The sequence below is a fragment of the Pirellulales bacterium genome (assembly GCA_019636345.1).
Lineage (GTDB): Bacteria > Planctomycetota > Planctomycetia > Pirellulales > Lacipirellulaceae.
This window is the reverse complement of sequence record JAHBXQ010000005.1, coordinates 199,988-215,357: the sequence shown is the minus strand read 5'-3', so window position 1 is coordinate 215,357 and position 15,370 is coordinate 199,988. Positions and strand designations below refer to the sequence as shown.

General features: G+C 64.9%; 12 protein-coding genes. 5 read left to right on the top strand and 7 right to left on the bottom strand.

All coding sequences use genetic code 11. The features are described from left to right. Positions 1-23: 23 nt before the first annotated feature. The 5 genes from gcvPA to KF688_13785 all read right to left on the bottom strand — a co-directional run bounded on the left by gcvPA (position 24) and on the right by KF688_13785 (position 7,161). Complete coding sequence (gene gcvPA, locus KF688_13805; GenBank protein ID MBX3426750.1) at positions 24-1,394, bottom strand: aminomethyl-transferring glycine dehydrogenase subunit GcvPA; 1,371 nt, start codon at positions 1,392-1,394, stop codon at positions 24-26. A gap of 98 nt (positions 1,395-1,492) precedes the next feature. Beyond that, on the bottom strand, positions 1,493-1,879 hold the full coding sequence (gene gcvH / locus KF688_13800; GenBank protein ID MBX3426749.1) for a glycine cleavage system protein GcvH: 387 nt from the start codon (positions 1,877-1,879) through the stop codon (positions 1,493-1,495). Positions 1,880-2,079: 200 nt separating this feature from the next. Next, positions 2,080-3,198, bottom strand: a complete 1,119-nt coding sequence (gene gcvT, locus KF688_13795; GenBank protein ID MBX3426748.1) for a glycine cleavage system aminomethyltransferase GcvT — start codon at positions 3,196-3,198, stop codon at positions 2,080-2,082. Between the two features lie 191 nt (positions 3,199-3,389). Next, complete coding sequence (locus KF688_13790; protein ID MBX3426747.1) at positions 3,390-6,050, bottom strand: RNB domain-containing ribonuclease; 2,661 nt, start codon at positions 6,048-6,050, stop codon at positions 3,390-3,392. Between the two features lie 136 nt (positions 6,051-6,186). Next, the gene (locus tag KF688_13785; GenBank protein MBX3426746.1) at positions 6,187-7,161 is read right to left on the bottom strand and encodes an HD domain-containing protein; all 975 of its coding nucleotides are present in this window, start codon (positions 7,159-7,161) and stop codon (positions 6,187-6,189) included. A gap of 255 nt (positions 7,162-7,416) precedes the next feature. Between KF688_13785 and proS the strand changes: the two genes are divergently transcribed. From proS to KF688_13765, 4 genes are all read left to right on the top strand, one after another. Then, entirely contained in the window at positions 7,417-8,931 is a 1,515-nt protein-coding gene (gene proS, locus KF688_13780; GenBank protein ID MBX3426745.1) for a proline--tRNA ligase, read from the top strand. Between the two features lie 108 nt (positions 8,932-9,039). Beyond that, on the top strand, positions 9,040-9,570 hold the full coding sequence (locus KF688_13775; GenBank protein ID MBX3426744.1) for a DUF4416 family protein: 531 nt from the start codon (positions 9,040-9,042) through the stop codon (positions 9,568-9,570). Positions 9,571-9,649: 79 nt separating this feature from the next. Beyond that, on the top strand, positions 9,650-10,846 hold the full coding sequence (locus tag KF688_13770) for a DUF1573 domain-containing protein (GenBank protein MBX3426743.1): 1,197 nt from the start codon (positions 9,650-9,652) through the stop codon (positions 10,844-10,846). A 202-nt stretch (positions 10,847-11,048) separates the two neighbouring features. Beyond that, the gene (locus KF688_13765) at positions 11,049-12,602 is read left to right on the top strand and encodes a hypothetical protein (GenBank protein MBX3426742.1); all 1,554 of its coding nucleotides are present in this window, start codon (positions 11,049-11,051) and stop codon (positions 12,600-12,602) included. A 341-nt stretch (positions 12,603-12,943) separates the two neighbouring features. Here KF688_13765 and KF688_13760 read toward each other — a convergent pair whose 3' ends face one another. Continuing rightward, positions 12,944-13,150 carry a hypothetical protein gene (locus KF688_13760; GenBank protein ID MBX3426741.1) on the bottom strand — a complete coding sequence of 69 codons (207 nt, stop codon included), beginning with the start codon at positions 13,148-13,150 and terminating at the stop codon, positions 12,944-12,946. 205 nt (positions 13,151-13,355) lie between these two features. On the opposite strand from KF688_13760, the gene KF688_13755 reads away from it, so the two are divergent. Next, the gene (locus tag KF688_13755; GenBank protein MBX3426740.1) at positions 13,356-13,505 is read left to right on the top strand and encodes a hypothetical protein; all 150 of its coding nucleotides are present in this window, start codon (positions 13,356-13,358) and stop codon (positions 13,503-13,505) included. 1,050 nt (positions 13,506-14,555) lie between these two features. Here KF688_13755 and KF688_13750 read toward each other — a convergent pair. Further along, entirely contained in the window at positions 14,556-15,353 is a 798-nt protein-coding gene (locus KF688_13750) for a site-2 protease family protein (GenBank protein MBX3426739.1), read from the bottom strand. Between the last annotated feature and the right edge of the window lie 17 nt (positions 15,354-15,370).

The following is a 15,370-nucleotide window of genomic DNA, read 5'->3' as shown; positions in this document are numbered from 1 at the left end:
AGTAGCGAATTGGATCACATCCTTCACATTGAGGCCGCAGCTGCGCCCACTGTTGTGGAGGAGATTGCAGATGCCAATTGGTCCATCTCTGCCTTCGTCCGCTTCTCAGTCACGGCCACGAGCAAGCAATCGTCCAACTCCGGGTACCACCGGCCCAGCGGCAAGCCGGCGAGGATTCCTTGCTCGCGGGCGTGCTGAAGAAGGCCCGCTACGTTGTTCTCGGCGTCGCGAATGACGAACTCCTTGAACGTCGGCGCCTCGAATGCCAGCGAGAACCGGTCGTTCTCGCAAAGCCGCTCGGCGAGGTAACGCGATTTGTGGAGGCACAGCTCGGCCGTCTCGCGCAGGCCCTGCGGGCCCATGTACGAGAGGTACACCGCCGCGCGGACGGCGAACAGGGCTTGGTTCGAACAGACGTTGCTCGTGGCCTTGTCGCGTCGGATGTGTTGTTCGCGGGTTTGCAGGGTGAGGACGAAGCATTTCTTGCCGCGGCGGTCGGTCGTCTCGCCGACGATCCGACCCGGCATGCGGCGCACCAGCGCCTGGTCGCACGCCATGATCCCCAGATAGGGTCCGCCGTACGACATCGGGGTGCCGAGCGTGTGCCCCTCGGCGACCGCGATGTTGGCGCCGTAGTCGCCAGGGCGCTTGAGGAGCCCCAGCGAGATCGGATCGAACACGCTAACGAGCAGGGCGCCCGCGGCCTTGGCGCCCGCGGCCACGCGGTCCGCGTCCTCGACGCAGCCGAAAAAGTTCGGTTGCTGCAGAATCACCGCAGCCGTCTCGCCGTCGACCGCCGCGGCCAAGGCGTCGGCGTCGATCACCCCCGCGGGGCAGGGGAGCGTCACGAGCTCCGCGTCGATGAACTCCAGATAGGTCGCGATCGTCTGCCGATACTCAGGATGAAGCGTCGTCGGGGCGACGATCTTGCGTCGCTTTCCCCCGGCGTGCAGCGCCATGAGCACCGCCTCGGCCGCGGCGCTGGCGCCGTCGTAGAGCGAGCTGTTGGACACCTCCATGCCGGTCAGTCGCGTGATGAGCGACTGGTACTCGAACATCGCCTGCAGGTTGCCTTGGCTCGCCTCGGCCTGGTAGGGGGTGTACGAGGTGTAGAACTCGCTCCGCGAGCCGATGACGTCGCACACCGCGGGGACGAAGTGGTCGTAGCTCCCGCCGCCGAGGAAGCAGACCGCGGCGCCGGCGTGCTGATTGCGGGAGGCCAGCTCGCGCAAGTGCTGGTCGAGCTCCAACTCGCACATCGCGGGGGGGAGCTGAAGGTCGCGCCCCAGTTGCAGCTCGTCGGGGATCGGCGCGAACAGGTCGTCGATCGAGTCGGCTCCGATCGCAGCGAGCATCTCGCGATGATCCTCGGGGGTGTTGTAAAGGTAAGGCATGGAGATTTGCGATCGTTGATTGTTGTCGTGAGATTGAGCGGCGGGGCTTGATGGAGCTGCTTACGTCGACAATCTCACATCAAACATCCCCCCGTGCCTCAGCCTTCTTCCTCGCACTGCTTCTGATACGCGGCGTAGTCGAGCAGGCGGTCCGCAGCGGCGGGGTCGGTCATTTTGATCTTGGCGATCCAGCCGGCGCCGTACGGGTCGCTGCCGAGGATTTCCAGAGTGTCGGGCAGAGAGGCGTTCACCTCGACCACCTCGCCGGCGACGGGGGCGTAGACGTCGCTCACCGCCTTGACCGATTCAACCTCGCAGAAGGCCTCTTCGGGGGCTACCTGTCGACCGACGACGGGAAGCTCCATAAACACCAAATCGGTGAGGGCCTCGACGGCAAAGGCCGAAATCCCCACCGTGGCCACCCCGTCGGCCCCCACGGCGACCCACTCGTGCGTCTTGGCGAATTTCAGTTCTTCGGGTTTCAAAGTCGGATCTCCGGCTGGTTCAGGAGAGCTCGCGCAAAGGCGCTAAAGCTCAAACAGGCGCGCGATTCTGATGGGACAATTGAACGAGCGGCAGCGATATCGTTGATTGGGGGCGTCGAGGAAAGGCGGTCTTATTTCAAAACAAGATTGGCTTGGCGGATTGCATTGCGCCTTCGCGAAGTCGCTGACGTAGGGCCCGACTACTTGCCGCGCTGGTAGAAGGGCAGGGGGGCGACTTGAGCTTTGTGGCGAGTACCGCGGACGTCGACTTCGAGCATCGTTCCCGGGGCGGCGGCGGCGGGTTTGACGTAGCCCATCGCGATCGGTCGCTCGAACGTGGGGGAGAACGTGCCGCTGGTCACCTGGCCGACCGGCTCGTCGCCGCGGAGTATCGTCGCACCCTCGCGCGCGGCGCGCTTGCCGTCGAGTTGCAGCCCGACGCGCACCGGCAGCGATTCGTCGCGCTGCAGGCGGGCGATCGCATCGCGGCCGACGAACTCCCGGTTGCGCAGATTGACGGCGAAGTCGAGTCCCGCCTGCACGGGGTTGATCGTCTCGGACAGTTCGTGCCCGTACAGCGGCATGCCGGCTTCGAGCCGCAGCGTGTCGCGAGCCGCGAGCCCCACGGGGCCCCCGCCGAGCTTCGCGGCGCGAGCGATCAGTTCTTCCCAGATCAGCGTGGCGGACCCCGCGTCGCAGATGATCTCGCCGCCGTCCTCGCCGGTGTAGCCGGTGCGGCTGAAGAAGACCCGGCAGCCGCACAGGGTGGTCATGTTGCCGTAATAATACCGCATGGCGGTCAGCTCACATTCGGCCAGCTCGTCGAGCATCTCGATCGCCCGCGGGCCTTGCACGGCGATCATCGCGTACTCATGCGTCGCGTCGGTGACCGTGAGGTCGGCGTCGCCGCGCTGTTGGGCGATCCAGCCGACGATCTTGTCGCGATTGCCGGCGTTGACGACCAGTCCGTAGCCGGAGAGCCCCCCGTCGGGGAGGGTCACTTGGTAGACGAGTACGTCGTCGAGCACCCCGCCGTCGGCGTTGCAGACCAGGGCGTAACGGACCTGCCCCGGGGTCATGTCGAGAATCCGTCGCGTGACGAGCCGATCGAGAAAGGCGCCCGCGTCGGGGCCGTCCACCAGCAGTCGGCCCATATGCGAGATGTCGAACAACCCGACGGCCGAGCGGGTCGCACGGTGCTCGTCGACGATCGACGCGTACTGGACGGGCATCTCCCAACCGGCGAAGTCGACCATCCGCCCGCCGTGGGCGACGTGCCAGTCGTAGAGCGGCGTGCGATGAAGGGAAGCAGCGGACATCCTGACGCTCGGCGGTGTGAGTTTCTGGCCCCGGACCGATTATTCTACGGGTCCGCCCGGCGGTCGCCAGTGCCCCGATTTCGGGCCCGGAAAGGCAACGAGGCAGAAGTGCGGTCGCGAAGAATCGACGCTTGTTCTGACAGGGCTTCGTGTCCTGCTCGCCTTTGCGGTTGCCTGAAGCCGGCGCTGCGTCACTTCCGGCGTTTCTTGCCGCGTGACTTGTCTTTACTCGGCTTCTTCTTTCCTTTGCTCGGCTTGCCGGTCTTAGGGCCCCCGTCGCTGCGAGGAGCGGAGCGGCGTTTGGGGCCCGGCGGACCGAGGCGGCCCAGCAGGCGGAAGTCGAGCTCGCGACGGTCCACGTCGACCGCCGCCACGGCGACCCGCACGGGGTCTCCCAGCCGGTACGAGTTCCCGCTGCGGAAGCCGTGGATGACGTGCCCCGCACGGTCGAACTTGTAGTAGTCGTCCGTGAGCCCGCTGATATGGATGAACCCCTCGGCGGGAAGCTCGGTCCCCGTGACGAACATGCCGAAGCTCTCGACGCCGGTGACGACCCCGTCGAGTTCCGTCCCGATCTTGTCGACCAGGAAGTTCAAGAGCTTCACCTTGTTCAGCTCGCGCTCGGCCTCGGTGGCGCGCTGCTCGCGCTCGCTGCAATGGTCCCCCAAGAGGTACAGGGCGTTGAGGTCCTGCGTCGGCTTCTTCCCTGCGGCGAGCGTCTCGACGAGTCGGTGGATTGTAAGGTCGGGGTAGCGGCGGATCGGCGAGGTGAAGTGGCAGTAGCACTCGCTGGAAAGCGCATAGTGCCCCTCTTCCTCGGGGCTGTAGATCGCGCGCTGCATCGACCGCAGCAGGGCGAAGTTGACCGCGTGTTGCCGCGGGTCCCCCTTCGCCTCGTCCAGCAGCCGCTGCAGGGCGAAGCGGCTTTCGAGGCCGTCGACGTCTAATCCCAACTCCTTGACGAAGTTCGTCAGCGAGCGAAGCTTGCGCGGGTCGGGCGCCCCGTGGACCCGACGGAGGAACAACAGCCCCGCGTCTTCGAGCTTCTGGGCCACCGCTTCGTTGGCGGCCAGCATGAACTCCTCGATGACTTGGTGGCTCTCGGTGCTCTCCTCGACGTGAGCCCCCGCGACGCGGCCCTCCTTGTCGAGATCGATCTCCAACTCCGGCATCGACAGTTCCAGCGCCCCGCGGCGGAAGCGGCGTTCGCGGAGCGTCATTGCGAGCGTGAACATCCGCTCGAGCAGGGCGTCGACCTTGGGGGCGAGGTTCAATTGCGGGGGGGCCGGCTCCGTTCCGGTCGCCTCTCCGCCCAGGGGAAGGGGACCGTCATGGCCCAAGTCCTGAGATTCGCCGACGGGGCCCAAGTGCTTCTTTTTCTTGCCGAGTTTCTTGTCGGCTGCGGCGTGCTTTTTCGGCGGCTCGGCGAGGCCCTTCGCCCACAGGTATTCGTCGACCTCTTCGTAAGTGAACCGCCGGCAACTCTTGATCGCGCTTTTGAACACGTCGGCGCCGACGCGGACGCCGTCCTCGGTGAACTCGATCCGCGCGCTGATCGCGAATCGCACCCGATCCGGCTGCAGGCTCGCTAAGTTGTTCGAGATGATCTCCGGCAGCATCGGGATCACGCGGTCGGGGAGGTAGACGCTCGTGGCGCGGTCGCGGGCCTCGCGGTCGAGGGCCGATTTCGGTTGGACGAAATGCGACACGTCGGCGATGTGGACCCCCAGCAGCCAATGGCCGTTCTCCAGTCGCACGAGCGAGATCGCGTCGTCGAAGTCGCGGGCCGTCGCGGGGTCGATCGTGATGATCGTCTCGGCAGTGAGATCGGTGCGCGCAGGCGCGCGATCGCCGTGAGGCGCCAACCCCGCAGTTGGAGCTTCCGTCGGAGTGTGCCCGCGACTAGCGCCGCTCGGCTCAGCGGCCGTATCGTCGTTGCGCTCCGACCCCAGCCACCCGTTCGCTTCGAGTTCCGCCTCGAACCGCTTCGCTTCCTCGCGGGCGTTCTCCAGGGCGTCCTCGGCGAACGGGCCCGGGAGGTTGTACTCGTGAATGATCGACAGCGTGTCGACCCCCGGTTGGCCGCGCTGGCCGAGGACTTCGAGAATCACCCCTTCGCCGTCGCGGACATGCGACGGGAAGCGGACCATCTCGATGACGACCTTGTCGTCGGACTGCACCCCTTTGGCGCCGGGATCGCCGACGTACACCGGGTTGGCGAACACTTTGCCGTCGACCTCGACGAGCCCCATGCCGTCGCGTTCGAAGTACCCGCCGACGAACTTGTTGGTGGCGCGTTCGACGACGTCGACGACCTTCCCCTCGGGTTTGCCTTGCCGCCCGAGCTTTCCTAGGCGAATGCGGACCGTGTCGCCGTTGGCGGCGTCGCCGGCGGCGTTTTCGGGGATGAAGACGTCGGCGTCGCGACCGACGCTCGCGGGGGTTCCCTCGGGACGGACGAAACCAAACCCGCTGTTGGTGCGGCGATAGACGCCGACGACGTGTTCGCCTTGGCGTCGCTTTTGGGGTTTGCCGAGGCTGTCCCCCTCCGCCTGACTGGCAGAGGCGTCCGACCCTGCGTCGGCGTCGGGGCCCTCATCGAGATTCACCGTAACGATCTTCTTCGATTCTTCCTTAGCCTCTCTCGGCACGGTCAGAGGAGTCGTCGACATCACTTGATGGCTCGGCCCCCACTTGAGCAGATTCTCGCGAATGAGTCGCTTGACCTCCTTGCGCACCGCCGGCGCTTCGTCGGGTTCCAACCCCAACCGCTTCGCGATCACTGCAGGCTTGACCGGCTTATACGCTGCGTCGGAAACGTGCCGGAGAATTGCGTCGCGAAGGTCGGACATGGCGGAGCGAGGGGTGAGAGTTCGGAGGCGGGAGATCGGAATTGAGCGGTTCGTCTCCGACAGTGTGCGAGCCGCGGCGTCCTCGACCGCGGCGAACCGGTACGGCTCCGTGTCGCTCTCCGCTGCCGCGTCGCGGCTAATTTGCGGGGGCGCCCTTGTACAGTTTGCGGCCGATTTGCTGGAAATACTGCGTCCACGGGCTGTCCGTGTTGGGGCAGTCCTTCATCAGTTGCGAGAAGCTTGCAAGCTTGGCGTCGAGATTGTCCAAGAGGTGCAGCGCGATCGCCTCGAGCGTCATCGGCAACTTGGGACTGCCGTACTCGTATTCGCCATGGTGGGCGACGATCAGGTGCTTGATTTCGGCGACGAGCCGCGCCGGCATCGGCAGGCCGTCTTTGCGGATCGCCTCGCGGACCTTCTCGTCGATCAGCGTGACCCCCATGACCATGTGTCCCAGGAGCTGTCCCTCGTCGCTGTAGGCGATGTCGCGATCGTACGTGAGTTCGTCGACTTTCGCGGCGTCGTGCAGGAACGCTCCCACGAGCAGCTTGTCGCCGTCGAGTTGCGGGTATTTCGGGGCCACGACCAGCACCAACTCGCACAGGCTGACGACGTGTTCGAGCAACCCCCCCCTATAGGCATGGTGGTTCTTCATGCCGGCGGGGGCCCGGCAGAACTTTTCCATGAACGTTTCGTCGTCGAGAAAGGCGCTCGTCAATCGGGCGAGCGGCGGAGTCTTGATCGACTTGAGGATCTCGACCAGTCGGGCGCGGAACCGCTCGACGTCCCCCGCCTGCAGCGTCACGAAGTCGTCTTCGTCGACTTCGTCGGGTCGAGCGCGGCGGATGCGATTGGCGATCAGTTGCATGTTCCCCTGGAACAATTGCGTGGCGCCCTCGACGACGACGTAGTCGCCGTTCTCGAACGCCCGGTAGTCGTCTTCGGTGGCGTTCCACATCCGCGTGTTGAGGCTGCCCGATTTGTCGGACAGATCGACCTGCAGATAGAGGTTGCCGTTGCGATTGGGACGCAATTGCTTTTCCGAGGCGAGGAACACCTGATGAACAGGGTCGTTGTTGCCAAGCTGGCTGACGAAGCGACGATCGGGCATGGGACGGGGGGCGAGGCGCAAGGCCGCTGGAGTTGAGGGAAAGGTCGACGCGCCGCGACTACGCATGCTGCAGCGAAAAAGCCGCGACCTCCCAGGTCGCCGGCCGCGGGCGCGAAGTCGTATCGTACCAGAATCGCCGCTCCCCGACGTGGGGGCGGGGGGCTAGAATGGGCCCCTTCGCGGCGGCCGGGGGCGGGGACGCCCTGGCTCGCACGAGCTCCCTGCCACTTCCAAGCCTCAAGACGCGCGACTCGCATGCCTCGCACCGCCATCACGCCGACCCGCGACGAGAACTACCCCGAGTGGTACCAGCAGGTGGTCAAGGCCGCCGACTTGGCCGAGAACTCCGACGTTCGCGGCTGTATGGTCATCAAGCCGTGGGGCTATGCGATTTGGGAAAACATCCAGCGCCGGCTCGACGCGATGTTCAAGGCCACGGGACACGAAAATGCGTACTTCCCGCTGTTCATCCCGATGAGCTTCCTGGAGAAGGAGGCCGAGCATGTCGAGGGGTTCGCCAAGGAATGCGCGGTGGTGACGCATCACCGCCTGGAACCTGACGGCAAAGGGGGGCTTCAGCCCGCCCCGAGCGCCAAACTCGACGAGCCGCTGATCGTCCGCCCTACGAGCGAGACGATCATCGGCGCCACGTTCGCTCGCTGGGTGCAGTCGTACCGCGATCTGCCGATCCTGATCAACCAATGGGCGAACGTCGTTCGCTGGGAATTGCGCACGCGGATGTTCCTGCGGACTACCGAGTTCCTGTGGCAGGAAGGACACACCGTCCACGCGACTCCCGAGGAGGCGCAGCGCGAGACCCGACAGATGCTCGACGTGTACGCCGAGTTCGCCGAAGGCTCGATGGCCATGCCCGTGATCAAGGGGGAGAAGACCGCCGGCGAGCGGTTTCCCGGAGCCGTGGCCACCTACAGCATTGAAGCGATGATGCAGGACCGCAAAGCCCTGCAAGCCGGAACCAGCCACTTCCTCGGGCAAAACTTCTCGAAAGCGCAGGAGATCAAGTTCCAAAGCGAGTCGGGCGACCTCGAGTATGCCTGGACGACCAGTTGGGGCGTCTCGACCCGGCTCGTGGGAGGGCTCATCATGACGCACGCCGACGACGACGGCTTGGTGCTGCCGCCGAAGCTGGCCCCTGCGCACGTGGTCATCCTGCCGATTTACCGCAACGACGAGGAGCGGGCCGCGGTGCTGCCGTTCTGCGAGCGACTCAAGAGCGATCTGGCCGCACAGCAGTACGACGGCGAGCCGGTTCGAGTACGAGTCGACGACCGCGATCTGCGCGGCGGCGACAAGAAGTGGCAATGGGTCAAGCGAGGCGTCCCGGTGCGACTGGAGATCGGCCCCCGCGACATCGCCGGCGGCGAACTGATGCCCGCCCGCCGCGACTCCGCCGACAAGCCGGCCAAGATCGGCCGCGACGCTTTCGTGGTCGGCATCGGCCGGTTGCTGGGCGAGATTCAGCAATCGCTGTTCGACCGCGCCGCCGTTGCTCGCACGGCTGCAACGGTGAAGATCGACTCGCTGGCTGAGTTCGAGAAATTTTTCACGCCCAAGAACGCCGACCAACCGGAGATCCACGGCGGGCTGGCGTACTGCCACTTCGTCGACTCGGCGGAGATGGACGCGAAACTCAAGGATCTTAAGGCGACCGTCCGCTGCGTCCCGCTGGACGGAGAGGACGAACCGGGCAAGTGCCTCTTCACCGGGCAGCCGAGCACGCGTCGCGGGGTGTTTGCGAAGGCGTATTGAGCGCAGCGCCCCCTAGGGCGTGGCCCTCCGGCTAGGGGGATCGTACAGTGGAGGCTGAGCCGGATCGCCACGCGGTCTGGCGTCCTTCCGTCCTGTAATCTGTCCGCGATGGGCGCCATCCACCCCCCCAAACCGGCGTTGCTGCTCGTTGCCGCGAGCAGTCGCTACGAAGCGGCGCTTGCGTGGGGGCTTGAGCGCGCGAGTGCGGAATTTGGTCCGACGGCGGCGGTCAGCCCGGCGTTCGATTTCACCGAGACCGAATACTACGCCGTGGAGATGGGCGCCGAACTCAAGAAGCAGTTCTGGGCGTTCGAATCTCCGCTCGATCCGGGGCGGCTGCCCGCGGTCAAGCGGCTGACCAACGAATGGGAGGCCGAGTACGCGGCCCGCGGCACGCATCCCGAACTGCGTCCGCTCAATCTCGATCCGGGGTACGTCACGCTTGCCAAGTTGGTGCTGGCGAGCACCAAAGACCACGCTCACCGCATCTATTTGTCCGACGGCATCTACGCCGAAGTGACGCTCAGCTACCGCGACGGCCGGTGGCGGCCGATGCCGTGGACTTATCCCGACTATCGGCGGGACGACTTTCAGGATTTCCTCTCCCAATGCCGCGACCTGCTTCGTCGGCGGCGGTAGGGCGATTTGACGGGGTTCAGCAGCGAGTCGTACACTGAGACGCTGCCGTTTTCTTGTCGACCGACGCGAGCTTCTTGCCATGAGACGATTGCTGACGCTGACGATTGCTGCGCTGGTCGCCGGGGTTGGATTGGGGGCCGCCCTGGGGTACTACGACGCCCGGCCGTGGACCTTTCGCCAGCCCGAAAGCGACGTTCCGTCTCGGTCGACGCCATCCAAACGAGACCAACCTCCGGGCCCTGGCCCGGTCGCCGAGATCGAGGAGCCGACGTTCCACTTCGACAAGATGGAGCAAGGCGCCCTCATGCGGCACGACTTCGTGATCCGCAACGTCGGGTCGGCGCCGCTGAGCGTGTCGTTCCTCTCCCACACTTGCAAATGCACGAAGGTCGAACTCGCCGGCAAGGCGGTCGACGTCGGGGACTCGATCACGGTCCCCCCCGGCGAGGCGGGGATTGCGACCCTTGAGTGGGAAGCCAAGACCGCCGCCGGCCCGTTTCGTCACGGCGGGACCTTCGAGACGAACGACCTGCGCAGGTCGCGGATCGAGTTGACCGTCGAGGGGGAGGTGGTCGAGTCGTCGACCCTCGCGCCGTCGCAACTCAATTTCGGTCCGATTCGCGTCGGAGACGTCGGCGAGAGCGAGCTTTTGGTCGTGGCGTTCGTTGAGCCCGAGGTCAAAATCGAGTCTCACGAGATCGTCGAGCCAGATCTCGCCAAGTTCATGGAAGTCGAGATTGAGCCCGTGCCGAGCGACCAACTGCCGACTCCCACTGCCAGCGCCGCCGCGAGGGTGCGGGTGCGCTATCGCCCCGAGGGGGTGTTGGGGCGGTTCGCCGGCACGTTGCGCTTGGAAACCAATCTCAAGAAGGCCGGGCGACTGGTCGTGCCGATCTACGGTTCGGTCCGCGGCGATCTGTCGGCGTACGGCCCGGGCTGGAACGAAGCGGAGGGGCTGCTGCGCCTGCCTCCGGTTGCCAGCGCCGAGGGGGGGCGAGCAACGATCTGGATCAACGTCCGCGGCGAGCACGTGGCCGAGACCGAGCTTGCAGTGGACAGCGTCGAGCCGCGCGAACTCCAGGCCGAACTCGGCGAGGCGAACCGCCTGAGCGACGCGCTGCAACGATTCCCGCTGACTTTGTCGATCCCCAAGGGAACGCGTCCGATGGTCCGCTTCGGCGAAGAGCAGGGGGGCGAAGGGCGGGTCGTGATCAAGACGACCCACCCCGACATGCCCGAGATGCGGCTGCGGGTGTTTTTCGTCGTCAAGCCGTAGCGGACAACTCGCCGAACAAGGCGTTTGTCAAGCATGATGCCGCCGCTGCCGCGTTTTCGCTCTCGCCCAGCCCCGTAGCCGGGGCATGCGGCAGGCGGTAGGATTGGCGACAGCGGATCGTGGAGGGCAGGAGCCGCTTGCCCGGACGGCCCGATTCGCCCTCGTTGATGCGCCACCCCCTCGTTCATGGGATGCACCTGCGATGCGCTTTGGGTTTGCGTGCGGATTGTTCTTGTTGCTGGCGGCCTGGGGCTGGGTGCGGGACGAGAATGCGAGGCAGCGTCCCGCATTGCCCGTGACGCTCGTCGCCGGCGGCGGCAAGCCTGCGATCGACCCTGTGAAAGTGAACGGCCCGATCTTCGAGGACTGGCCGAAACCCGACTTGGCGCTGGTGTTTTCCGGCGAGCTCGACGGATATCTCGAACCGTGCGGTTGCGCGGGACTTGAGAATCAGAAGGGGGGCTTCAAGCGACGGATGTTCCTGATGGAGCAACTCCGCAAGCAGGGCTGGCCGCTGGCGTCGTTCGACGTCGGCGGACTCTCGAAGCGAGTCGGCGTGCAAGCGGAGATCAAGTTCCGCTATGCGGCCGAGTCGCTGGCCGCGATGCAGTACGACGCGGTCGCCATCGGCGCCCATGATCTGGAGCTCAGCGGCGACGGGCTGGGCGTGGCCCTGTTGAATCTCGACCCGGCGGCGAATCCGTTCACCTCGGCCAACGTGTCGCTCCCCGACTACGGCAACGAGTTGATGAACGAGTACCGCGTCATTGCCGCGGCGGGCAAGCGCATCGGCGTGACGGCCGTGCTGGGGCCCGAGCACTGTGCAAAGATCCCCCCAGGGGGCGAAATCGTCGTCAAGGACCCGGCCCAGGCCCTCGCGGCCGTGGCGCCGAAGTTGAACGCCGAGAAGTGCGACCTGCAAGTGTTGCTGGTCCACGGCACGCCGCAGGAGGCGGCCGACTTGGCTCGGCAGTTCCCGCAGTTTCAGTACGTGGCGACGGCGGGCGGAGCCGAGGAGCCGCCGGCCCGGGCCGGAGCGATCGAGGGGAGCAAGTCGCAGCTCATCGACGCCGGACACAAGGGGATGTACGTCATCGTACTGGGGCTGTACTTTCGGGACCCCGAGAACCCGGTGCGGTATCAGCGCGTGCCGCTCGACGCCCGGTTCGGCGACGCCGCCGAGATGCAGAAGAAGCTCGCCGACTACCAGAGCGAATTGGAGACGATGGGATTGGCCGGGCTGGGGCTGACGGGAACCTCGCACCCGGACGGCAAGTTCGTCGGTTCGGCCACGTGCGCCGATTGTCACACGACGGCTACGGAGATCTTCGAAGCGACTCCGCACGCGCATGCCACCGACACGCTGGTCAAGATCGACCCCCCTCGACACTACGACCCCGAGTGTCTGAGCTGCCATGTCACGGGTTGGAACCCGCAGCAGTATTACCCGTATGCGTCCGGGTACTTCGGCCTGACCGAAACGCCGGAACTGGTCGGCCAGGGATGCGAGAATTGTCACGGTCCCGGCGCCGCGCACGTGGCCGCCGAGAGCGGCGAGGTCGATGCGACCGACGAGCAGATCGCCGCGCTCCGCGCCGGTATGCGGCTCAAGCTGGTCGAGAATGAGGGGAACAAGGAAGGTCAGGCGCTCGGCCCGACGGTCAAGATGTGCATGGAGTGTCACGACCTCGACAACAGCCCGGACTTCGATTTCCAGGAGTATTGGCCAAGCGTGGCGCACGAGGGGAAGGATTAGACTTCGTCTCAAGTGCCTGAGCCGAATATCGCCAGCCGCGGGTGACGCATTTTCTCGCCTCGGCGCAGGCTTTCGTCGCCGCTGATCCCCAGAAGTTGACCTGCCAAATCGCTAGCGCCGTGTCAGCGGCGCCTCGGCCGTCTGCGACGACCCCCCCGGGACCGAGGCGGCTCCTTGCGCCGACGGTCGCTGCGGATCGGGGCGAGCCTTCGATTGCCGTGTCGTGCAGAAAAAAAAGAGACCATCGCCCCGAAGGGCGACGGTCCCTTTTGAGATCAACGAGCGTGCCGCACGGTTCGTCGGGCTCCGCCCGAGCGATCGCATGGCGCTAATCGTCGCAGTTACGCCTTCTTGGCGGTCTTCTTCTTAGCCGTCTTCTTCTTGGCGGCCTTCTTCTTGGCGCCCTTTTTCTTGGCGGCCTTCTTCTTGGTCCCCTTCTTGGCGGCCTTCTTCTTGGCGCCCTTCTTGGCGACCTTCTTCTTGGCTGTCTTCTTCTTGGCGGCCTTTTTCTTGGCCGTCTTCTTGGCTGCCTTCTTCTTCTTGGCCACAGTCAATCCTCCTTAAAGTACCTTGGCGCTCGCGCCGCCTCGCAACTCACGAGGTTGAATCGGACGCGACCGCCGCAAAAGAAATCCCGCCGCCCTTCCAGGGCGACCTGCCGTTTCTCTTTCGCAAGCGGCTTAGGGCGTCGTCGTTTGACAAGTCGCAAGAGCGCGCTTCGCACGTTCTTGTTGCAATCGATCGATCGCCTCCATGCCTCTATCGCCGTATTTGTACGCATCGGCGTTTTTTCTGCAACACATTTTCCACAAGGAAACGCCGTGCGCAGCGAGTTGTCAAGACGAGTTTGACCGCGCCGACCTTGGCGCCGATGCGTTCAGCGGCGCCGCCGAGTGTCGTTGAAGTCGTCGTCGTACGCACCGTGCAGCGCGATGATCTGAGACTCGACGACGATCGGTGAGCGTCGCGAATCGAACACGCCGATCTCGCCTGGCGCTCGCGACGACAGTGAAGTTGAACCGTCCCAAGCAACGCTGCGCTCGTGCTCGAGAGTCGTCGCCGGGCGCTCCGCAACGGGATCGGCGGGGCCCTGACCTGCGGGCTTGGGGACTGGTCAATTCGCCGGGAGAATCGCACAAACCTCGCTGTTTCTCGGCGATTTCTCAAGACGACGGGGAGCCGGGCTCGGCTTTGACTCGACTCTCTGCTCGATTTGCACGACCCGTAGCCGGCGCTCCTACGCGACTGCGGACACGAGCTCATCGCACCGCTGCGACGACGAGATCGATGTGCGCCGACCGTCGGTTCTTTCTCAGCGTGGAACGGGCGACAACCAGTCGGAGTCGTCGGCGCTCCTCCTTGGAAACGGCTCGTGAGCGACTCGCAACGAGTGACATCCGGAGCGACGACAAGGTGTTCGCCCCTGCTTGTTCGGCAGTCGTCGGAGCGACCACGGACACGAAAAAAAATTTCGGAAATTTTTTTCGCGATGCCCTGTTCTTGATGATCAAGCGACCATTTCAACGACCGCCGACGCATTGATTCCATGCTCGACATGACCAGATCGAGTCGGCTACGAATCGCTCCTTGTGCGCCATGCGAATTGAGATCGCAAGGTGCGACGACGTTGCGGCGAGGGGCGTGCGCTATCGCAACAAACGGGCGAAGGTCGCCTCGATTGTCTCAAACTGAGACGTTTGGCGTCGTTCCGTTGCGATGATTCTGGCGTCGCAGTGCGGTGCGGGGGGAACTTCTGAAGGGAAGGCGCGGATCGCCATCGGTTGAGCCGTTGGGGAGAGCGTACCTTGCCTGAGTCCTGTATGCCTTGTCGCTCTCTCGGCTCTTCAGCAGCGCAATCTTGGGCAAGAAGGCGATTGCCAGCCGTTGGCCGTTCACCGACGGCCATCAAGCCGTCGACCATTCACTCCGTCCGGCCGATTGTCCGACCGCGGGTCACCAGCCGTGACGGGAGTAGGCCTGCAGCGTCTGGTAATTGCTGTAGGCGAGACTGCCGAACAGTACGGCCGTGAACAAGCTGCCCCAGGCGACGATACCGACGGCGGCCATGGCTGCGGCGGCGAAGATGGAAATTCGCAGGCTGAGAATGATTCCGTTACGAGGATTGCCGGCGAGCGTGCAAAGCTCCCGCGACACGCGACCGCCGTCGAGCGGATAAATCGGAAGCAGATTGACGACACCCCACAGGATATTCAACCAGAAGACGTTCCCCACAAGCTCGCTCATGCGGGGATTCGCGAGTTTGTTCCAGTACAGCGTGCCGCCGAGCATGCGGAGGCCTTCCAGTGCCCCGACATCCGCGGCGGAGGGGATTTTGTCCTCGCGAAACTGATACCCCACGACGTGTCCTGTTCCGCGGAGCAGCACGACCGCGGCCAGCGCCACGGCAAAGCCCGCAAAAGGACCAGCCAACGAAATGAAGATCTGGCTCCGCGGCGAGCGATCGCAGTCGTCGCACGAGGCGAGCCCTCCCATCGCGTGGAGCGTGATCCAGGGCCGCCCGCCGAAATGCCGCTGGGCGAACGCATGGCCCAACTCGTGGACCAGGATCGAGGCGAACATCACCGCGACCCAAATCATGAAGTCGGCCGGCTCGACCTCTTTTTCCTTCCTGCCGAACCCGATTCCCAGCAACCCGGCGACGAGCCAAAAGTACGGATGGACCCGCACCGGAAACCCAAAGGCTCGGAAACGCAGGTCGTACGGCGACGGGGGAGGCTCGGCAAAAATCATGGTCGCGATTGTACCGG